Genomic DNA, 18,736 nt, shown 5'->3' with positions numbered 1-18,736 from the left:
TGCCGCATCATCCGAAAAAACCAAACTAGCGGGGCCGGCTTTCCAGCGGTGCAAGGAAAGAATTGTGTTGCCAGCCCGAAAGCATGCCGTGGCCGCTGGCATCGACTTCCTCAAAGCTGCCTTGGGAGGCGTGCGCCACTGCATGGCTGCATGAATTCGCCGCCAGGGGCGCGAACTCGCTGTCGCGGATACGGCGTTGCCGGGTTAGCACCGTGCTGAGCTTGAGCCGGGCTTCGGCCAGCAGCGCTTCTTCAAGTTCCCGATGGCGTTCTTCGCGAGGCTTGATTTTGAACACGGGTTCGGCGGGAACGGTTTCGCCCAAAAAATCGCTGCGAATCGCGGCTTGCGCCGGCAAACTGACGGGTTTGAGAACGCAATAAGCAATGCCGCACTTGGCCAGCAAGGCTTGCTTGAGCTGCCGGTTTCTGCTTGCCAGGCCATTGGCCCCCATGACGTCCGCGCAACCCACGACATGTCCGTCTGGCGAGCAGACTGTAAAAGTGCAGTACACCCCGTCCAGTATTTTGTGCAGGCTTTCTCCCTGCCTGCGTTCAAGAGGCTGGGTAAAGCGTGTGACCGGAATCTTGATGTTGACCTGATGCATGGGGAAGGTTTTGCACATCCAGTGCAAAACCTGGCATTCCTCGGTGTTGACCAGCGGGCGTTCGGACAGCGGCCAGTTGGCGAAAATCGATTGCTGAATATGCAGTGCACGCCGGGCAAGCCATGCGTAGAGCAATGCAGCAACGACAACCGTACCAAAGGTACCGAACACTGCCATCCAGAGATAACCGTTGAATTGGTTCAATTGGCGCTCCTGATTACAAATTTACAATTCTTTTCGTAATTAATTATGTCTGCAAGGAGCCGAATTTCGAGCTTCTGCAGTATTGAGCTGGGTAGCCGTTATACGCCTGGAATCTCTGCCCATTTGCCACTCTTGGCATGCGGTCTTGAGAGGTGAAGCCTGACGCGAATGGGCATGGACTTTATTGAAGATACGCGCTGAAATCCGCCATCGGCCCGAGTGGCTGCCAAAGTCACCTACTTGCTATTTAAATACTAGCGCTTGATACTTACTGCATACCGCCTGCGAGTCTTTTTATGCTTCTCAATAAAGCGGTGCATCAAAGGACTTTTCAGCACCCTCAATGCCATTCATTCCCGTTTTTCGTGCCCGGTGAATGGGAATGGGAAATCACCTTTTTTAATCTGATTTAAAAATCCCAAGCCGATTCAACCGCTTGAAAAACAGGGATTATTCCGCCAAGGCGGAGTAGGCACCCATGCATTCATGGCTGCCTCAAATCAGGCATGTTTGATTATGTCTGACATGTTACATTTTGTGTTTTCGATTATTCTCATGACACAAACCCCTGGTTGAAGCCAGGATTCAACGTGACATGCGCCTTGTGGCAATTTAACCCAGGCCATTCATTTTTTAATGCATGGGTGAGTCGTCCGAGCGGCAGCTACAGTTACGCAAAAACCATCAACTACTTCATATTTGATAGCAACAGATGCATATCTGGCATGCGCAAGAGGCATTTTTAGGCATGAAATTGGTCAGCGGGACCAAGCCCGAGCCTCACGAAAACCAGCGCAGCACCGCAGCGGCGGTCAGCGCCGTCGCGGCCAGCGCGGCGAGCGCGCGCCAAGTCGCTTGCCCTGCCCGCGGGCTCCACCCGGAGCCACGGTAAATATACGTGGCGGCCAGCCCGAAGCCCGCCGCAGCGCAGGCCATCTTGACCAGCAGCGCGGCAACCGCGATGCCGTGGATGTCCGGGAAGCGTCCGTAATAAAGCCAGCTGACAAAGCCAAAAGCCCCGCCGCTGGCCGCCTGCGCGGCCCATCCGGCCAGCATCAGCCATGCCAGCTTGCGCATCCCGGTGAACTGCGGCCCCAGCCATAGCGCACAGGCGGCGCTGCCGACCACGGCGACGGCGCCGAAGTTATGCACCACCTGGATGGCCGCATAGCTCAGGTTTTGCAGCTCCATGAGGGCGACCGCATGAAGGCTAGTTGACGCTCACCTTGACGCACTGCTCCACGCCGATGGGCGTGTGGCCCTTGTCCACGACCTTGACGCAGATGTCGTGCGGGCCGGACGCCAGGCTGGTCAGCGTGTAGCTGCCCTTGAGCTGGCGCAGGATGGCCGCTTCCTTGTTGTCCACGTAGAGATGCACATGGTCGCCCTTGGGGCCGGGCATGACTTCGTAGGCAACCGGGGTCTTGGCCATGGTATCGAGCTTGGCGCCCTCCAGCGGGGACGTGATCTTGACCGATGCTTCCTGCGCAAAGCCTGCCTGCGAGCAGACCAGCAGCGCGGCGCCGAAGATGGGATATATAAAAGAACTGCGCATTGCGACTCCCCTTTCATTGGGTTGAATGCCGAGTGAACCCCTTGTTTCCAGCTATTGGGATGGCATTTATTTATAGCACTCCCCCATTGATCCGGGACGATGAAATAGACCGCCAGTGGCTTGCAGGAAGTAAAGGGTGTTGCCATTGAAGACAAGCGGGCCGCAATCCGTCCTTGAGCCAGCGTTTAAGTCAGTCATTGGGGCAGCAGGCCCGCCACCAGGTGGTCAATCCACACGCGCACCCTGGCCGGCAGGAAGCGGTTCGGCGGGTACAGCAGCCAGGCCATGCCGGCGTAGTCGGTCGCGTGCTCCCAGTCGTCCAGCACCGTGACCAGTTCGCCTGCGGCCAGGGCGGCGCGGGCGGTGAATTCGGGCAGGCTGGCAATGCCCAGGTGCGCCAGGGCGCCTTCGAGCCGCACTTCGCTGTGGTTGGCCACGTAGCGGCCGCTCACCCTGAGCGTGACTTCGTCCCCGGCGCGCCGGAACCGCCAGTGGCGGTCGCGCTCGTCTTCGCCCAGGTACAGGCAGCTGTGCCGGGCCAGGTCGCGCGGATGCCCGGGCGTGCCGTGCGCCGCCAGATACTGCGGACTGGCGCAGGCCAGGTGGCGAATCCGCATCAGCGGCCGCCCGGCCAGCCCCGGCGGCGGCGCATCGGTGATGCGGATGGCCAGGTCGATGCTTTCCTCGAACAGGTCCACCGTGCGGTCGGTGATGACGAGCTGCACATCCACTTCGGGGTATTGCTGCAGAAAGGACGCCATCAGCGGATGCACCACCAGGCGGCCGAACGCCTTGGGCATGCTGATGCGCACCAGCCCGCGCGCAGTAGCCGTCTGCGTGTCGCTCAGCGCCAGCACCTCGCGCGCAGCGGCCACCATGGCCTGGCAGCCGGTGTAGGCGGCCGTGCCGGCCTCGGTCAGGCGCAGCTTGCGGGTGGTTCGCTCCAGCAGGCGCACCCGCAGCGCGCCTTCGAGCCGCGCCACCTGCCGGCTGACCGCCGAGGGCGTGATGCCCAGCTGGCGGGCGGCGGCCGAGAAGCTGCCGGCGTCCACCACGCGGGCAAATACGGCCATGTCGGGCAGATGATCGAGTGGGTTATTGATGCTCATGGCGCACAAGTTCTGTTCTGTTTGACAGGATTATCACGCTGCGCGGTCGAATCAATAATTCCCGCCTGTTCCCCATCACGAGCCTTCGCCATGACGACCCTCACCCTGCCGCAGCCCGGAAGCCTGCTTCGCCTATCCGACCTGACGCTGCTCGGGGTGGCCGTGGTCTGGGGCACCAGCTATGGCGTGGCCAAGGGCGCGCTGGCCTTTTACCCGGTGCTGGGCTTTCTGGCCGTGCGCTTCATCCTGACGTTTGTCCTGCTGCTGCCGGCGCTGCTGCGCGCCAAGGGCCGGCAAAGGATGGATGCGGTGCGTGCCGGCCTGCCGCTGGGCGCCTTGATGCTGGGCATTTTCCTGTGCGAAACCTTTGGCGTCGCGCACACGCAGGCCAGCAACGCCGCGTTTTTGATCAGCCTGTGCGTGGTGTTCACGCCTTTTGTCGAATGGTGGCTGCTGGGCCACCGGCCGGCCAGGGCGATGTTTGTGTTTGCCGGCATCTCGCTGCTGGGCGCGGCCCTGCTCAGCGGCGGGCTGGCCGGGCAGTTCGGCCTGGGCGATGGCTTGATGCTGACGGCCGCCGTGCTGCGCGCCATCACGGTGTGCCAGACCAGCAAGCTGACCCGGCGCAGCAGCGCCCCAGCCCTGGCATTGACGGCGGTACAGGCCGGCGTGATCGGTTTTGGCAGCCTGCTGCTGGCCTTGTTGATGCCCGGCGAACTGCCGCCGCTGCCGCTTGACAGCGCCTTCTGGCTGACCAGCGCCTACCTGGTGCTGGGCTGCACCGTGTTTGCTTTCTTCGCGCAGAACTGGGCGCTTCAGCGCACATCGCCCAGCCGCGTCGCCTTGCTGACGAGCAGCGAGCCGGCCTTCGGCGCGCTGTTCGCGGTGCTCTGGCTGGGCGAAGGGCTGAGCATCACGGGCTGGCTGGGCGGCGGGCTCATCGTCATGGCGGCGCTGTGGACGACCGCCCGGCGCGGCTGAGCGATGAATAGGAAGCGACGCAAAGCGCCCGGCGTGCCGACAGCCCGAGGGCGACAGGACGCGCGCCAGTGTGGCGATAATTGAAGACTTTGCAGCGCCCGCCCCGTCACGCCTCAAAGATGGGCGACAAGGCCGCAAAAACATCGCCAGATGAAGACAAGACACTGAATGCAAAAAGACACACTCAAACCCGGCGAAGCACCGGTGCGGGCCGCCCCCCACACGCCGATGATGACCCAGTACCACGCCATCAAGGCCGAGTATCCCGACACGCTGGTGTTCTACCGCATGGGCGACTTCTATGAGGTTTTCTACGCCGATGCCGAGAAAGCCTCCAGCCTGCTCGACATCACCCTGACCAAACGCGGCCAGTCGGCGGGCGAACCGGTCGTCATGGCGGGCATCCCGTTTCACGCGCTCGAAGGCTACCTGGCCAAGCTCATCAAGCTGGGCGAGTCGGTGGCGATTTGCGAGCAGGTCGGCGACGTGGCGACGGCCAAGGGGCCGGTCGAGCGAAAAGTGGTGCGCGTGGTCACGCCCGGCACATTGACCGACACCGAACTGCTGAGCGACAAGACCGAATCCATCCTGCTGGCCGTGCACCAGGGCGCGCGCAACACCTGCGGCCTGGCCTGGCTCAGCGTGACGCAGGGCGAGATCCACCTGGCCCATTGCGCCAACGGCGAGCTGGAAACCTGGCTGGCCCGGATTGCGCCCAGCGAACTGCTCTACAACGTCGATGCCACGCCCGCGTTCGAGCAGCGCCTGCAAACCCAGCGCTGCGCCGCCAGCGCCCGCCCGGCCTGGCAGTTTGACGCGGCCCTGGGCGTGCGGCGCCTGCTGGACCAGCTCAAGGTCGCTTCGCTGGCCTCGTGGCACGCCGAAGGGCTGAATGAAGCGCACGCCGCCGCCTCGGCGCTGCTGGGTTACGCCGAGCACACGCAGGGCCGCGCCCTGCCCCATGTGCAGGGCCTGCAGGTGGTGCGTTCGGGCGAGCTGATCGAGCTGCCGCCGGCCACGCGGCGCAACCTCGAACTGACGCAGACCCTGCGCGGCGAGGATTCGCCCACGCTGTTCTCGCTGCTGGACACCTGCACCACCGGCATGGGCAGCCGGGCGCTGAAAAGCTGGCTGCTCAGCCCGCGCCGCGACCGCGCCCAGGCAGCAAGCCGCTTAGAGGCCATCACGCAATTGCGCAGCGGCGCGCAGCAAACCTTGCGCACCCAACTCAAGGGCTGCAGCGACGTCGAGCGCATCACCGCCCGCATCGCGCTGCGCCAGGTGCGCCCGCGCGAACTCGTGGCGCTGCAGCTGACGCTACAAAAAGCAGAGCTGCTCACGCCCGTGGATAGTGCGCAAATACCTCTTTTGACCACTATTTTCGAGGATTTGCAGCCGCCCCTTGGCTGCGCCGAACTGCTGGGCCAGTGCATCCTGGACGAGCCGGCCGCGCTGATCCGCGACGGCGGCGTCATCAACCACGGCCTTGATGCCGAACTCGACGAGCTGCGCGCCATCCAGACCAACTGCGACGGCTTTCTGCTCGACCTGGAAATCCGCGAGAAAGCCCGCACCGGCATTGCCAACCTGCGCGTGCAGTTCAACAAGGTGCACGGCTTTTACATCGAGGTCACGCAGGGCCAGCTGGACAAGGTGCCGGCCGACTACCGCCGCCGCCAGACGCTGAAGAATGCCGAGCGCTACATCACGCCCGAACTGAAAACCTTCGAGGACAAGGCGCTGTCGGCGCAGGAACGCGCGCTGGCGCGCGAGAAGTGGCTGTACGAGCAGTTGCTCGACCAACTGCAGGAGTTCGTCCCCGCCCTGAGCCGGCTGGCGCGCGCCATTGCCGCGCTCGATGCGCTGTGCGCGCTGGCCGAGCGCTCGCTGACGCTGAACTGGTGCGCGCCAGTATTTGTGAAGGAGCCGTGCATCGCCATCGGCCAGGGCCGGCATCCGGTGGTGGAGGCGCGGCTGGCAGAGACGGGCGGCGGCGCCTTCATCGCCAACGACTGCAGCCTGACTGGCAAAAGCCGCATGCAGATGATCACCGGCCCCAACATGGGCGGCAAATCGACCTACATGCGGCAGGTCGCGCTGATCGTGCTGCTGGCCAGCGTGGGCTCCTACGTTCCCGCCAGCGCCTGCCGGCTCGGGCCGATAGACGCCATCCACACCCGCATCGGCGCGGCCGACGACGTGGCCAACGCGCAATCGACCTTCATGCTGGAGATGCTGGAGGCCGCGCAGATTTTGCATGCCGCCACTCCTTATTCGCTGGTGCTGATGGACGAGATCGGGCGCGGCACCTCGACCTTCGACGGGCTGGCGCTGGCCGGCGGCATTGCCGCTTATCTGCACAACAAGGCGCAGGCCTTCACGCTGTTCGCCACGCATTACTTCGAGCTGACCGAGTTCGCGGCCCAGCACCACGGCGCCATGAATGTGCATGTCAGCGCGGTCGAGTCGGGCAGCGACATTGTGTTTTTGCACCACATCGAGCCCGGCCCGGCCAGCAAGAGCTACGGCATCGCGGTCGCCAAGCTGGCCGGCGTTCCCGCCGCCGTCGTCAACCATGCGCGCCATGCGCTGGCCGCGCTGGAGGCCCAGCAAAGCCAGGCCAGCGCCCAGGTGGACCTGTTCGCCGCGCCGCCCGAAGCGCCGGCATCCGGGCAAACCGCTATTGACAAGGCGCTGGCGAGCATAGACCCTGATATCCTGAGCCCCCGAGAAGCGCTTGAAGCGCTTTACCAACTAAAAAAACTGGCCAGCGCCGCCTGAACCGCGGCACGCCCTGTACTCAACCTTCCTCATCAGACCATGACTTACTGCGTCGCCATCAAGCTCAATGCCGGACTTGTCTTCCTGTCCGATTCCCGCACCAACGCGGGCCTTGACCACATCAGCACCTTTCGCAAGATGATTGTTTATGAAAAGCCCGGCGACCGCTTCATGGTGCTGCTGACCGCCGGCAACCTGTCGATCTCGCAGTCGGTGCGCGAGATCTTGCAGGTCGAGGAACTCAAGAACCCCGAAACCGGCGAGGGCATCACCATCTGGAACGCCAAAAGCATGTTCGACGCCGCCCGCGTGCTCGGCTCGGCCATCCGGCGCGTCTATGAGCACGACGCCCGGGCGCTGAGAAACGACGATGTCGGCTTTAATGTGTCGCTGGTCTTCGGCGGCCAGATCAAGGGCGAGGGCATGCGCCTGTTCCAGGTGTATTCACCCGGCAACTTCATTGAAGCCACCGACGAGACGCCCTACTTCCAGATTGGTGAATCCAAGTATGGCAAGCCGGTGCTGGACCGCGTCATCACCCCCGAGACGCCGCTGGACGAAGCCGCCAAATGCGCGCTGGTGTCGATGGATTCGACCATCAAGTCCAACCTCTCGGTCGGCCTGCCGCTGGACCTGGTGGTGTATGAAGCCGACTCCCTCAAAAGCGACAAGGTCGTCTGCATCGACCAGGACAATCCTTACTACCAGATGCTGCACAACAGCTGGGGACAAAAGCTGCGCCAGGTGTTCGACAGCATTGAAGACCCGGTCTGGGACGATGCGCACACCGATATACCGCTCAAGATGCCCGCCAGGCGCCATGCGACCCTGAAAAAAATCGGCACGCCGCAGGAAAAGCTGATCTGAGTTTTTTCTCACCACCCATCGACCGTCAACCCGGGCAATAGCCGCGGCCAGCGCGCCGCGGTGTCCTTTAAATTTCCGTGCCCACTACCAAACCCCTCATCATTTTTTCCCATGGCAACAGCTTTCCGGCCAGCACCTACGGCGTGCTGTTCCAGAGCCTGAAGGCACGGGGTTTTCAGGTCAAGGCGATTGAAAAATTCGGCCATGACCCGCGCTATCCGGTCACCAGCAACTGGCCCCACCTGGTGCAGCAGCTGGCCGACTTTGCCGCGCAGGAAGCCGAAAAATCCGGCCAGCCCGCCTTTTTGGTGGGCCACTCGCTGGGCGGCTTTTTAAGCCTGATGTGCGCCGCGCGCAATCCCGTGCTGGGCGGCCATGCGGTGCGGGGCGTGCTGCTGCTCGACTCGCCGGTCCTGGGCGGCTGGCGCGCCAAGGCGCTCAGCGTGGCCAAGCGCGCCAGGCTGGTTGGCTCGATCTCGCCCGGCGCCATCAGCCGCAAGCGCCGCCAGCAGTGGCTGGGCCGGGACGAGGTGCTGGCGCACTTTCGCAGCAAAAAGGCCTTTGCCCGCTGGGACGAGCAGGTGCTGCGCGACTACATCGACCACGGCACGCACGACGAAGGCGGCAGCGCGCAGGGCCAGCGGCTGCTGAGCTTTGACCGCGACGTGGAAACCGCGATCTACAACACCCTGCCCGACAACCTGGAAAGCCTGCTGAAGGCGCATCCGCTCAAATGCCCGTCGGCCTTCATTGGCGGGCGGCAATCGGTCGAAATGAAGCAGGTCGGCATGGCCATGACCGAAAAAGTCACCCATGGCCGCATCATGATGCTCGACGGCAGCCACCTGTTCCCGATGGAGCAACCGCTGGCCACGGCCGCCGCCATCGAGGCGGCGCTGCTCAACATGGCGAGCCTGGGCGGGCGTTAGATCGGGGCTTATTCGGCCCAGGTGACCACGCCGCTCCAGGCGGTTGCCAGCACCACGATGCCAAAGGCAATGCGGTACCAGGCAAACGGCACGAAGTCATGGCTGGCGATGTAGCGCAGCAGCCAGCGAATGCACAGCCAGGCACTCAGGAATGAAAACAGCAGCCCGACACCGAACATCGGCGCATCGGCCATGGACAGCAGCGCGCGGTCCTTGAACAAGCTGTAGGCACCAGCGCCAATCAGGGTCGGAATCGCCAGGTAAAACGAAAAGTCGGTCGCCGCCTTGCGCGACAGGCCCAGCAGCATGCCGCCAATGATGGTGGAGCCGCTGCGGCTGGTGCCCGGGATCATGGCCAGGCACTGCACCAGGCCGACCTTGAGCGCATCCATCGTGCTCATGGACTCGACATCATGAATACGAATGGTCGCCGGATTGCGCTGCTGGCGCTTTTCGGCCCACAAGATGATGAAGCCGCCGACGATGAAGGCGCTGGCCACGACCACCGGCGTGAACAGGTGCGCCTTGATGGCCTTGCCAAACAGCAGCCCCAGCACCACGGCCGGAACAAAAGCCACCAGCACATTGAGCGCAAACTGCTGCGCCTGTTTTTCATTCGGCAGTGCAATCAGGGTGCTGCGAATTTTTTGCCAGTACACCAGGATCACCGCAAAAATGGCGCCGGTCTGGATGGCGATGTCGAACACCTTGGCCTTGTCGTCGTCAAAACCCAGCAGCGCGCCGGCCAGGATCAAATGGCCGGTCGATGAAATTGGAAGAAATTCGGTCAAGCCCTCCACAATGCCCATGATGGCGGCTTTGATCAACAGTGCAATATCCACGCTGGCTCCTTCAAAATGGTGCTGATTATCGCTGTTGAGCTTAAGCCCGACTGAAGATCAATTTGCCCGGTTGAAAGCCGGAATCAGCCACTGCCAAGCCTGAAAACACCATGACCCAACCCGCCTCCATCCCGTCACTGAAACCCACCCTTCCCGCCGAGACTCCCGCCGAGGTTCTTGATTTCTGGCTGGGTGACGGCCTGGCGCTGGGCTGGCCCACGCACAACCTCAACGAGCGCTGGTTTCTGGGCGGCGCAGCGCTTGACCAGCAGATCAAGGCCCGCTTTGGCCCGAGCGTGGAGCTTGCCGTGCAAGGCGGTTTGCAGGATTGGGAGGCGCCGCTGCACAGCCGGCTGGCGCTGGTGATATTGCTGGACCAGTTCACCCGCAATGTGTTTCGCGGCTCTGCCCGGGCTTTTGACGGCGACGCGCGCGCCCAGCAACTGGTGCTGCGCACGCTGGCGCTTCAGGAAGACCGGCAACTGCCGTGGGTGGGCCGCGTGTTCATGTACATGCCGCTGATGCATGCCGAAGATGCGGCCCTGCAGGAAACCTGCGTGGCCTGCTTTTCGCGGCTGGTGGCTGACGCGCCGGACGCCCTGAAGCCGAAGCTGCAGGGCAATCTCGACTTTGCCCGCCAGCACCAGGACATCATCCAGCGGTTTGGACGTTTCCCCTACCGCAACGCGGCACTCGGGCGCAGCGACAGTCCCGGGGAAGCAGAATTTTTGCGCAGCGGCCCGCGCTTTGGGCAATAAACTGAAGCATGCCAAACATTATTGAATAAGCTAGCAGCGCAAATACGGCCAGAATACCTGCTTGGCCTGCTCTGGCATTTTTCCAGGAAAGTATAAAAAAGAACCGGCCCCGCTGTAAAACAGGACCGGCTTTAAATTACCTCACCTTGGAAACTCAGAAGGAGTGTTTAATGCCCACATTAAACAAAGTCGTGGTCTTGTCGGGCGCCGTGCCGCCGGCAACCATGGTCGTCAACAGCGTAGCTCCCGATTTTGCATTGGCAAACACGAGCTGGCCGTACATGGTGGTGCGCTTGGACAGGGCATATTCATCGCTCAGGATAAACGTGGTGGTTTTATCGGTGCTGTTCTTTTTGTCCTTGCCATAATAAGCAGCGGCCATCACGGTATTGTTGGTTGCGGTTTTCCAGTCAACGCCCACGCCCGTCACGCCAACTTTGCTGGTTTCAACCAGCGCTGCATTCTTGTTCGTGCCGCGCAGGTAATTGAGCTTGCCGGTGAATGCGCCCATGGTGTAGCCAGCGCCCACCGTATAAATCGTGCTGCCGCGTTCCGACGTATTGGCCAAATTGGTTGCCTGATACGCAGCAGACAATGAAACCGGACCCGTGTAGGTAGCACCCAGGGAATAGACAGCGCCCTTGGTTTCAGAAGTGCTGTAAGCACCTGCAATGCCAACGGGACCAAACTTGTTGCTGTAGGAAACTGCATTTTGCAGGAATACGCCAACATCGTTGTTGCCGTTATTGCCGGTAGTCAATGCGCCCGAGTTGTAGGCCCATGGATACAGGCCCGAGAAGTTTTCGCGCAGGCCGCGCGGGTCGGTTGCGGCAAATGCCAAAATGGCGGGGCTGTATTGATTACCCAGGGTCAGCGTACCGAGTGTGGCCGATGAAAGACCGACATTGGACTGGCGACGGAACAGGCGCGGATCAGAAGCGCCAGTGTCCGCGTAAAAATGCCCTTCCAGATTAAAGGTAGCCTTCAGGCCGTCGCCCAGGTCTTCCGAACCGCGAAACCCCCAGATGCTTGGCGAAATACCACCATTGGCGATGCTGGTCGATGAACCGCCGGCTGGTGCATTATTTTGCGTTAATACGCCAATATCGATGTTGCCGTAAACAGTCACGGAACTTTGCGCACTTGCCATGCCAGACACCAGAGCCAGGGCAGCCAGAGCGATCAATCGTTTTTTCATCAGGTAGGTCTCCATATAGTTTAAACAGCCATCAAGAATTTGTGGACGTATGCAATATGCAAAACCTGTGCCTGCCAGAAACTTCCTTGATTAATGGTTTTCTGGCGCCGGTCTTTCATTGTGAAGCCCTGCGCGCAATGTCTGGATTTCCTGCTGGAAACCGTGCTGCGCCAGGCCGCTCAAATGCAACACATCGCTGAACATATGAAACGAATCTGCACACACGGATCAATCACTGATCATTAATAGAACACTGTGCCTGCCGGACATGCACCAGATCACCCGTCAGACGCGGGCTCGAAATCTTCCGTCACGCAGTCAGCGCAGCGTCCTACGGTCGAGTTTGCCGCCCCCGGTTGTACTGGGGAGCACAACACAACCTGAGAAAACCCGATGAAAAACGCACACAACACCTTATGGGCGCACAGCAAAAGCGCCGCATTGACGCTGGCCTTCGCGGCCGGCACGGCTGCCTTGCTGGCCGGTTGCGCCGGCGTCAAGCCGCCGCCCAAGGAATACACGCAGGACCGGCTGGATGAGCAGATCCAGGTGCCGCCCGGCAATGTGGTGGCGCTGGAGACCACGGCCGTCGGCCTGCTGAACTATGAATGCAAGGCCAATCCGGCCAAGGGTGGCAACATCGGCTGGGTGCTGGTCAGCCCGCAGGCTGAACTGATGGACCGCACCGGCAAGAAAGTGGCCGCTTATTCAGGCCCTCCCGCAACCTGGACCCACATCGACGGCTCCAGCGTCGTGGGCATGCAGGTTGCCGTGGCACCGCGCCCCGGCGCCACCAACCTGGACTATCAGTTGTCCAAGGGAACGCCCGGCGCAGCGCCAGGCGTGATGCAGAACATCACCTACATCCAGCGCATCAAGACCAAGGGTGGACAGGATTTGAGCAAGGCCTGCACGCAAACCGACATGGGCGACAAACTGACGCTACCCTACCAGGCTGACTACATTTTCTGGAAAGCAGCCTGATCAGCCTGCCGGTCCGGGCGCGGACAGCCTGATCTTCCTGCGCCAACAGCGCAGCAAGACCGCACGCCCAACAAAAAAGCCTGCACGAAGCAGGCTTTTTCAGGACGTTATCGCGTTGATCTTCGTGTCAGTCATCATCCCGGCCATAACGCCGATCACCTCGCTGGTCTCGCTGGTAGTACACCTGCCCATAACCGGGGCCGTATCCATCACGCCGCCCCTGTTCATAGTAGCCGCCATGACGCCGGTGATGCCCATGACGACGTTCGTAATAAACCGGCTCTGGCGCCAGGTACACCGGCTGCGGCTGCACATACACAGGACGTGGCCTCACATACACCGGACGCGGTTGAACATAAACCGGAGCGGGCTGCACATACACAGGCTGCGGCTGGACATAGACCGGCTGCGGGTAGCCATTGCCCACGTTCACCACCGCGCCGGGCGTGCCCACGCCGACCGACCAGTACACATTGTCCCGTGCCTGGGCGCTGCCGGCAAAACCCATGGCAGCCACCGCCAGCGTGGCAATGGCGCCTGCCACGATCACGGAACGGTTTGCCTTGTTGATTGTCTTCATAAAATTCTCCTAAAGGAAGGGCGGGAAATGCCCATGCACTTATTAAACGCGGCACTGCGGAAACCGCCTACCGCATGCACAGTTAAGAGAGTTGCCAAACGTAACGTGCGCCATCTAGCCCATAGAATCAGGCGATGACCTCCCCTGCCCCCTCCCAAGCCGCCGCCGCTGCCCCTGTTGCCGCCGACAAAGAAGCCCACAAGTCCAGCAACTTCCTGCGCCAGATCATCGAAAAAGACCTGCTAGAGGGCACTTACGCCGCCCGCCGCTGGGGCGGCAGCCCGGGCGACGCCGCCCACCACGCCGCCGGCCAGCCCGACCCCGCCAAGGTACGCCTGCGCTTTCCGCCCGAGCCCAACGGCTACCTGCACGTCGGCCACGCCAAGAGCATCTGCCTGAACTTCGGCCTGGCGCGCGACTACGGCGGCGTGTGCCACCTGCGCTTTGACGACACCAACCCCGAAAAAGAAGACACCGAATACGTTGACAGCATCAAGGACGCAGTGCAGTGGCTGGGCTTTGACTGGCACAACGCAGGCCCTAACGGTGAAGAAGTCAACCTGTACCAGGCCAGCGACTATTTCGATTTCATGTACCGCGCCGCCGAATACCTGATCGACGCCGGCCACGCCTACGTCGATGAGCAAAGCGCCGACGAGATGCGCGTCAACCGAGGCGACTTCGTCAAGCCCGGCACCGACAGCCCGTTCCGCAGCCGCACCCCGGCTGAAAATCTTGCCCGTTTCCGCGAAATGCGCGATGGCCAGTTGCCCGATGGCGCGGCCGTGCTGCGCGCCAAGATCGACATGGCCAGCCCCAACATCAACATGCGCGACCCGGCCATCTACCGCATTCGCCGCGCCCACCACCACAATACCGGCGACAAATGGTGCATTTACCCGATGTACACCTATGCGCACCCGATAGAAGACGCGCTGGAGCAGATCACCCACAGCATCTGCACGCTCGAATTCGAGGACCAGCGCCCGTTCTACGACTGGCTGCTCGACCGACTGGCCGAAGGCGGCCTGATTGCCACGCCGCACCCGCGCCAGTACGAATTTGCCCGCCTGAACCTGACCTATGTGCTGACCAGCAAGCGCAAGCTGGCGCAACTGGTGAATGAAAATCGCGTCACCGGCTGGGACGACCCGCGCATGCCCACCATCGTCGGCCTGCGCCGGCGCGGCTACACGCCCGAGGCGATTCAACTGTTCGCCGAACGCATCGGCGTGACCAAGAGCGACAGCTGGATCGACTACAGCACGCTCGAAGGCTGCCTGCGCGAAACCCTGGACGGCAGCGCCCCGCGCGCCATGGCCGTGCTCGACCCGGTGAAACTCGTGCTGACCAACTGGGACGAAGTGATGGGCCTAGGCACGCTCGACGATTGCAGCGCGCCGATTCACCCGCACCACCCCGAACTCGGCAAGCGCGACTTCAAGATCGGCAAGGAAGTCTGGATTGACCGCAGCGACTATGAAGAAACCCCGCCCAAAGGATTTTTCCGCCTGTTCCCGCCGCATGTGAACGCCAGCAAGCAGGCCATTGCCGGCAGCAAGGTGCGCCTGAAATACGGCCACGTTATTGAATGCACCGGCGCTGTCAAGGATGCTGACGGCAAGGTCATTGAAGTGCAGGCCACCTTGATTCCCGACACCAAGAGCGGCACGCCGGGCGCGGATTCGGTCAAGGTCAAGGGCGTGATCACCTGGGTCGGCGTGAACGATGCGGTTCCGGCCGAAGTGCGGCTGTACGAGCGCCTGTTCAGGGAAGCCCAGCCCGAAGGCGGCGGCGTGGACTTTTTGACCAACCTGAACGCCGACAGCCTGAAGGTGATGACCGCCTACGTCGAACCCTCACTGGCCAGCGGCGGCGCGATTGAAGCCAAGGCCGATGACAAGTTCCAGTTTGAACGGCACGGGTATTTTGTGGCCGACCGGGTGGACCATGCGGCGGGTAGGCCGGTGTTTAATTTGGCAGTCGGACTGAAAGACAGCTGGGGAAAGTAATGCACAGCACGCGCTTTGGCTTGCCGGTGGTGTTGACGGAACACGCCAGACTGCGTATGGCAGAGCGCAGCATGGATGCGGCTTTGGTCCTGGAAATCATTGATACCGGCATTTTCAAAGACGCCGGCAAGGGCCACTGCTGGCTGTACAAGCATTTTGATGACCGTGCGGACAACTTGCTCTGCGTGGCCGCCGTGATTGAAAATGCACTGGTGGTCAAAACCATCATGCATCACTGGGAGCCCCTGCCATGAAAAGCATTTATTTTGAAAACGATGACATATTGCAAATCCGCATGTCGGACAAGCCCATCGTGCGCGAAGTGTCGCAGGACTGGCATACCAACATCAGCTACGCCGAAGACGGAACGATTGTGGAAATCGTGCTGCTTGATGCCAAGAAAGAAGGTCTGTTGCCGGTTGAGTTCAGGAAAGCGGCTTGACGCGGTTCACCATTCACAGATTGCTGATCTCCCAAGGAAAAAATGGCCTTGAGAAAGTATCGAATCTAAATTTCTTAGCCTCTAAAGTGAAGAAATTTTCAGCAAAATAAAAACAAATTTTTAATACTACATCGAAAAATATGTACTAAAGAGTTACCATTGTGATTCGTAGCTGAGCTGCGAAATCAGGTGTAGCACCTGATCCACTGCTCTTTGATTGATTTTTTAAGTTGAGCGGAAAAAGCTAAGTCTCTTGCATGAGACGTTTCATCAGTTTTACTGAATGGAACTTGACCGGGACGTAAGGGGGGAAGACTGTTACCGAAGCGAAGCAATTCGCAGCGATGCAGCCTCCTTATTTATAGATACGGTTGTTGAACGAAGCATGCAGGCATTTGGGCTGACGGTAGGTTGTTAGTTTTCCGTTTCCTTTGGGGTGTTGAACGTGTTAGGCATGAGCCTACATAAACCCCAAAGGAGAGAGTAATGTCGAAAAAGACAAAAACCAACTTAAAAAGTTGTGGTGCTTGCATCACTAAGAAGATGAATATTCCCAAGCGTGGGCTCGGGAATAACAAAAGTGGAGCCTATCGTTGGTCCGATTTTGGAATTCTCTTAATCAGATGGATTCCAATTTTTAAATCTTTATGGGACTCTTTTGACTCATAAAGTAAATGCCTGTTTTTTTTATGCAACCAAATTATTCCGCAAATCCAATTGGCAGCCCATCAGCGCTAGCTGCAACGCTTGGCGTAAGCGTAGCTGTTCTCAATGATTTCGCATCAACATCAGCATCAAAATACTCAAAATTTGAATTGGCCAAAGCTGATGGAAAACCAAGATTCATATCCAGCCCAAATCATGATCTTAAAATAATTCAAAAAAGAATTAACCGCTTTGTATTCGGAAATGTAATTTATCCAGATTATCTTTTTGGTGGCATCGAAGGTCGTGATTACGTTAAAAATGCCAGGGTCCATGCAAACGCAAAATCACTAATTACACTTGATATAAAAAATTTTTACCCAAGCATTCGAGAAGAATACGTGTTTAAAATATTTAAACACTTCTGCAAATTCCCAGACTCAGTGGCTAATCTACTGACAAAATTGACAACACTAGATAATTGCGTACCGCAAGGTGCTTGTACAAGTTCGCACCTAGCAAATCTAGTTTTTTTTTGATACCGAACATCGTATTGTTCGTGAGTTCAAACAAAAAAATTTGAACTACAGTAGACTATTAGATGACATGTGCATTTCCTCTCTTAAAGAGATGACGCCCACCACAGTTAAATCTGTAATTGATGCTGTAGTTAAAGTTTTAAACGGGAAAAAATTCAAACTAAAGAATAAAAAGACGCGAATTTTATCGGCATCAAATCCAGAAAACTTAATGGAGATTACAGGTCTCTGGCTTAATAGAGGACACCCACGAGTTCGACGAGCAGATCGTGCAGAAATCCGTTCCGAACTGTACAGATGTGAGCAACAGTTCAAAATATCACGTACAGATCCAGCATATCACTGCGAGCACAATAGTTTATCTGGTAGAGTTGCAAAACTCTCATATCTACAACATATTGAAGCAAAAGAATATAGAGAGCGACTTAGAAAAATATTACCTCATTACGATGTAATAAATATTACAAAAACACTCAAGCTTGTAAGTGTTATCGAGCGAACTTCCGAATTAGACAGAGGCAAACTTTCGTTCGTAGAACGATATCACCAAATTATTTATCGTATTAATATAATTTCAAGATCCAATCCCAGCTTAGCCCGAACTTTAAAATCTCGCATGCACATTTGCAAGCCAACCAGCACTAGAGAAATATTAACTTATGGAGAATAGCAATAATTATGGAGTAGTAAAAGTTTATTACCCACTAAAAGGATTCGGATTTATTTCAAGAGCGAAGGGGAAGGATCTTTTTTTCTATCGTGATTCGGTAAAAGATGAGGCAGCCTTGATTGAGGGAGCAACCGTAAGCTTTCAGATCAAAACTACTGAAAAAGGATTGCGAGCCGTTAATCTTACAAGAGAAGGATGAGCTTTAATTTCAATAAACTTATTAAGTTTTATGACAAATTAATCAACGTAATCGGGATCGAATTCCAATTAATTCGTAACTCACCGTGACGGAGCCCGCCACATGGCACAAACTGCAAAAACTCAGCCAAGCCGTCTGATGCTCACGCCCAAAGCACTGCAAAAGGCTTTGGCCCAGTCCGCACAGCAGGCGCACAAACTGGCCGCCGCTTTTGGCATGACCGTACCCGGCATCAAGCCCAAGAGTTCCGATAGAGCGAAAAAAACAGAGTGAAATTTTCCATCTCCGGGTTTGCTGGCGACCCGCGTGGCATGCTTTGCTCTGTTTTCGATAGCTGCTTGCGCCTGTCCAGCATGCGCTAAAGCACTTTTTCATTAAAAATCCGTGCCTCAGACTGCGCGAATGGCCAAACAAACATTGCAACTGCCCATAAACTGCCCCCATGCGCCCGTCCGAAGCCCTGTCACTGCACCGCACACAAATCCGTGAGATTGCGCTTAGCCATCGCGTGAACAGCATTCGCGTGTTTGGCTCGGCACTGCGCGGGGACGATGTGCCGGGCAGCGACCTCGACCTGCTGTGGTGGAGCCCACCTCGCAAACAACCCTGATGGACATTGGCGCCATCCGCTTTGAACTGAAAAAACTGCTGGGCATTGAGGTGGATGTACTCACCCCCCAACGGTTTGCCAGCAAGTTTTCGTGAACAGGTACTGCGTGAGGCCAGGCCCGTATGAGCCATGCAAAACCCGTCTTTCGCCGACATACTTTTGCTTGCACCTGACGCAGAATGTTTGTTGAGGCCTTGAGCCTTTGTCTAACTTCTTATTAAGGAAAT

The 18,736-nt window shown here is 58.7% G+C and carries 20 protein-coding genes and 1 pseudogene; 14 read left to right on the top strand and 7 right to left on the bottom strand.

Translation table 11 applies throughout. The features are described from left to right. Positions 1–25: 25 nt before the first annotated feature. From PNAP_RS24900 to PNAP_RS06805, 4 genes are all read right to left on the bottom strand, one after another. Entirely contained in the window at positions 26–808 is a 783-nt protein-coding gene (locus tag PNAP_RS24900) for a PDDEXK family nuclease (RefSeq protein WP_011800770.1), read from the bottom strand. Positions 809–1,588: 780 nt separating this feature from the next. Next, complete coding sequence (locus tag PNAP_RS06815; RefSeq protein ID WP_011800769.1) at positions 1,589–1,999, bottom strand: hypothetical protein; 411 nt, start codon at positions 1,997–1,999, stop codon at positions 1,589–1,591. Positions 2,000–2,018: 19 nt separating this feature from the next. Next, the gene (locus PNAP_RS06810) at positions 2,019–2,363 is read right to left on the bottom strand and encodes a hypothetical protein (protein WP_011800768.1); all 345 of its coding nucleotides are present in this window, start codon (positions 2,361–2,363) and stop codon (positions 2,019–2,021) included. Positions 2,364–2,557: 194 nt separating this feature from the next. Next, positions 2,558–3,472 (bottom strand): LysR family transcriptional regulator, encoded by a 915-nt coding sequence (locus tag PNAP_RS06805; RefSeq protein WP_011800767.1) that lies wholly within the window; start codon positions 3,470–3,472, stop codon positions 2,558–2,560. A gap of 90 nt (positions 3,473–3,562) precedes the next feature. Between PNAP_RS06805 and PNAP_RS06800 the strand changes: the two genes are divergently transcribed. The 4 genes from PNAP_RS06800 to PNAP_RS06785 all read left to right on the top strand — a co-directional run bounded on the left by PNAP_RS06800 (position 3,563) and on the right by PNAP_RS06785 (position 9,030). After that, positions 3,563–4,453 carry a DMT family transporter gene (locus PNAP_RS06800; protein ID WP_011800766.1) on the top strand — a complete coding sequence of 297 codons (891 nt, stop codon included), beginning with the start codon at positions 3,563–3,565 and terminating at the stop codon, positions 4,451–4,453. Positions 4,454–4,621: 168 nt separating this feature from the next. Beyond that, the gene (gene mutS, locus PNAP_RS06795; protein WP_011800765.1) at positions 4,622–7,234 is read left to right on the top strand and encodes a DNA mismatch repair protein MutS; all 2,613 of its coding nucleotides are present in this window, start codon (positions 4,622–4,624) and stop codon (positions 7,232–7,234) included. Between the two features lie 39 nt (positions 7,235–7,273). Then, entirely contained in the window at positions 7,274–8,101 is an 828-nt protein-coding gene (locus tag PNAP_RS06790; protein WP_011800764.1) for a proteasome-type protease, read from the top strand. A 77-nt stretch (positions 8,102–8,178) separates the two neighbouring features. Continuing rightward, complete coding sequence (locus PNAP_RS06785; RefSeq protein ID WP_011800763.1) at positions 8,179–9,030, top strand: alpha/beta hydrolase; 852 nt, start codon at positions 8,179–8,181, stop codon at positions 9,028–9,030. 8 nt (positions 9,031–9,038) lie between these two features. Here PNAP_RS06785 and PNAP_RS06780 read toward each other — a convergent pair whose 3' ends face one another. Further along, a complete protein-coding gene (locus PNAP_RS06780) occupies positions 9,039–9,872 on the bottom strand; it encodes an undecaprenyl-diphosphate phosphatase (RefSeq protein WP_011800762.1) in 834 nt (277 codons plus the stop codon). Positions 9,873–9,982: 110 nt separating this feature from the next. On the opposite strand from PNAP_RS06780, the gene PNAP_RS06775 reads away from it, so the two are divergent. Next, positions 9,983–10,630, top strand: a complete 648-nt coding sequence (locus tag PNAP_RS06775; RefSeq protein WP_011800761.1) for a DUF924 family protein — start codon at positions 9,983–9,985, stop codon at positions 10,628–10,630. A 154-nt stretch (positions 10,631–10,784) separates the two neighbouring features. Here the strand turns inward: PNAP_RS06775 and PNAP_RS06770 are convergent, their stop codons facing one another. Beyond that, the gene (locus PNAP_RS06770; RefSeq protein ID WP_232290763.1) at positions 10,785–11,828 is read right to left on the bottom strand and encodes a porin; all 1,044 of its coding nucleotides are present in this window, start codon (positions 11,826–11,828) and stop codon (positions 10,785–10,787) included. A 393-nt stretch (positions 11,829–12,221) separates the two neighbouring features. Here PNAP_RS06770 and PNAP_RS06765 point away from each other — a divergent pair, with 393 nt between their 5' ends. Beyond that, positions 12,222–12,812 carry a DUF3455 domain-containing protein gene (locus tag PNAP_RS06765; RefSeq protein ID WP_011800759.1) on the top strand — a complete coding sequence of 197 codons (591 nt, stop codon included), beginning with the start codon at positions 12,222–12,224 and terminating at the stop codon, positions 12,810–12,812. 127 nt (positions 12,813–12,939) lie between these two features. On the opposite strand, the gene PNAP_RS06760 is transcribed toward PNAP_RS06765, so the two are convergent. Next, positions 12,940–13,392, bottom strand: a complete 453-nt coding sequence (locus tag PNAP_RS06760; protein ID WP_011800758.1) for a hypothetical protein — start codon at positions 13,390–13,392, stop codon at positions 12,940–12,942. A gap of 134 nt (positions 13,393–13,526) precedes the next feature. On the opposite strand from PNAP_RS06760, the gene PNAP_RS06755 reads away from it, so the two are divergent. From PNAP_RS06755 to PNAP_RS06740, 8 genes and pseudogenes are all read left to right on the top strand, one after another. Beyond that, a complete protein-coding gene (locus PNAP_RS06755; RefSeq protein WP_011800757.1) occupies positions 13,527–15,404 on the top strand; it encodes a glutamine--tRNA ligase/YqeY domain fusion protein in 1,878 nt (625 codons plus the stop codon). After that, complete coding sequence (locus PNAP_RS06750) at positions 15,404–15,658, top strand: DUF4258 domain-containing protein (protein WP_011800756.1); 255 nt, start codon at positions 15,404–15,406, stop codon at positions 15,656–15,658. Before PNAP_RS06755 ends, PNAP_RS06750 begins: the two co-directional genes overlap by 1 nt. Next, positions 15,655–15,846, top strand: a complete 192-nt coding sequence (locus PNAP_RS06745; RefSeq protein ID WP_011800755.1) for a DUF2283 domain-containing protein — start codon at positions 15,655–15,657, stop codon at positions 15,844–15,846. Before PNAP_RS06750 ends, PNAP_RS06745 begins: the two co-directional genes overlap by 4 nt. Positions 15,847–16,520: 674 nt before the next feature. Continuing rightward, entirely contained in the window at positions 16,521–17,030 is a 510-nt protein-coding gene (locus tag PNAP_RS25590; protein WP_011800754.1) for a reverse transcriptase family protein, read from the top strand. Positions 17,031–17,121: 91 nt separating this feature from the next. Next, entirely contained in the window at positions 17,122–17,700 is a 579-nt protein-coding gene (locus PNAP_RS26840; protein ID WP_157040224.1) for a hypothetical protein, read from the top strand. After that, positions 17,690–17,899 carry a retron Se72 family effector protein gene (locus PNAP_RS25585; RefSeq protein ID WP_011800752.1) on the top strand — a complete coding sequence of 70 codons (210 nt, stop codon included), beginning with the start codon at positions 17,690–17,692 and terminating at the stop codon, positions 17,897–17,899. Before PNAP_RS26840 ends, PNAP_RS25585 begins: the two co-directional genes overlap by 11 nt. Before the next feature lie 102 nt (positions 17,900–18,001). Beyond that, on the top strand, positions 18,002–18,172 hold the full coding sequence (locus tag PNAP_RS26835) for a hypothetical protein (protein WP_157040223.1): 171 nt from the start codon (positions 18,002–18,004) through the stop codon (positions 18,170–18,172). Between the two features lie 169 nt (positions 18,173–18,341). Next, positions 18,342–18,635: pseudogene (locus PNAP_RS06740) on the top strand (nucleotidyltransferase family protein). The last annotated feature ends 101 nt before the right edge of the window (positions 18,636–18,736 follow it).

It is taken from the genome of Polaromonas naphthalenivorans CJ2 (assembly GCF_000015505.1).
Lineage (GTDB): Bacteria > Pseudomonadota > Gammaproteobacteria > Burkholderiales > Burkholderiaceae_C > Polaromonas > Polaromonas naphthalenivorans.
The sequence above is the reverse complement of the archived record's forward strand: the minus strand, read 5'-3'. Positions and strand labels throughout refer to the sequence as shown.

Bases quoted from the DNA above. Each gene is read 5' to 3' on its own strand.
- PNAP_RS06815 (WP_011800769.1), bottom strand. From the start codon at position 1,999: ATGGAGCTGCAAAACCTGAGCTATGCGGCCATCCAGGTGGTGCATAAC.
- PNAP_RS06810 (WP_011800768.1), bottom strand. From the start codon at position 2,363: ATGCGCAGTTCTTTTATATATCCCATCTTCGGCGCCGCGCTGCTGGTC.
- PNAP_RS06805 (WP_011800767.1), bottom strand. From the start codon at position 3,472: ATGAGCATCAATAACCCACTCGATCATCTGCCCGACATGGCCGTATTT.
- PNAP_RS06800 (WP_011800766.1), top strand. From the start codon at position 3,563: ATGACGACCCTCACCCTGCCGCAGCCCGGAAGCCTGCTTCGCCTATCC.
- mutS (WP_011800765.1), top strand. From the start codon at position 4,622: ATGCAAAAAGACACACTCAAACCCGGCGAAGCACCGGTGCGGGCCGCC.
- PNAP_RS06790 (WP_011800764.1), top strand. From the start codon at position 7,274: ATGACTTACTGCGTCGCCATCAAGCTCAATGCCGGACTTGTCTTCCTG.
- PNAP_RS06775 (WP_011800761.1), top strand. From the start codon at position 9,983: ATGACCCAACCCGCCTCCATCCCGTCACTGAAACCCACCCTTCCCGCC.
- PNAP_RS06770 (WP_232290763.1), bottom strand. From the start codon at position 11,828: ATGAAAAAACGATTGATCGCTCTGGCTGCCCTGGCTCTGGTGTCTGGC.
- PNAP_RS06765 (WP_011800759.1), top strand. From the start codon at position 12,222: ATGAAAAACGCACACAACACCTTATGGGCGCACAGCAAAAGCGCCGCA.
- PNAP_RS06760 (WP_011800758.1), bottom strand. From the start codon at position 13,392: ATGAAGACAATCAACAAGGCAAACCGTTCCGTGATCGTGGCAGGCGCC.
- PNAP_RS06755 (WP_011800757.1), top strand. From the start codon at position 13,527: ATGACCTCCCCTGCCCCCTCCCAAGCCGCCGCCGCTGCCCCTGTTGCC.
- PNAP_RS06750 (WP_011800756.1), top strand. From the start codon at position 15,404: ATGCACAGCACGCGCTTTGGCTTGCCGGTGGTGTTGACGGAACACGCC.
- PNAP_RS06745 (WP_011800755.1), top strand. From the start codon at position 15,655: ATGAAAAGCATTTATTTTGAAAACGATGACATATTGCAAATCCGCATG.
- PNAP_RS25590 (WP_011800754.1), top strand. From the start codon at position 16,521: ATGCCTGTTTTTTTTATGCAACCAAATTATTCCGCAAATCCAATTGGC.
- PNAP_RS26840 (WP_157040224.1), top strand. From the start codon at position 17,122: ATGACGCCCACCACAGTTAAATCTGTAATTGATGCTGTAGTTAAAGTT.
- PNAP_RS25585 (WP_011800752.1), top strand. From the start codon at position 17,690: ATGGAGAATAGCAATAATTATGGAGTAGTAAAAGTTTATTACCCACTA.
- PNAP_RS26835 (WP_157040223.1), top strand. From the start codon at position 18,002: ATGGCACAAACTGCAAAAACTCAGCCAAGCCGTCTGATGCTCACGCCC.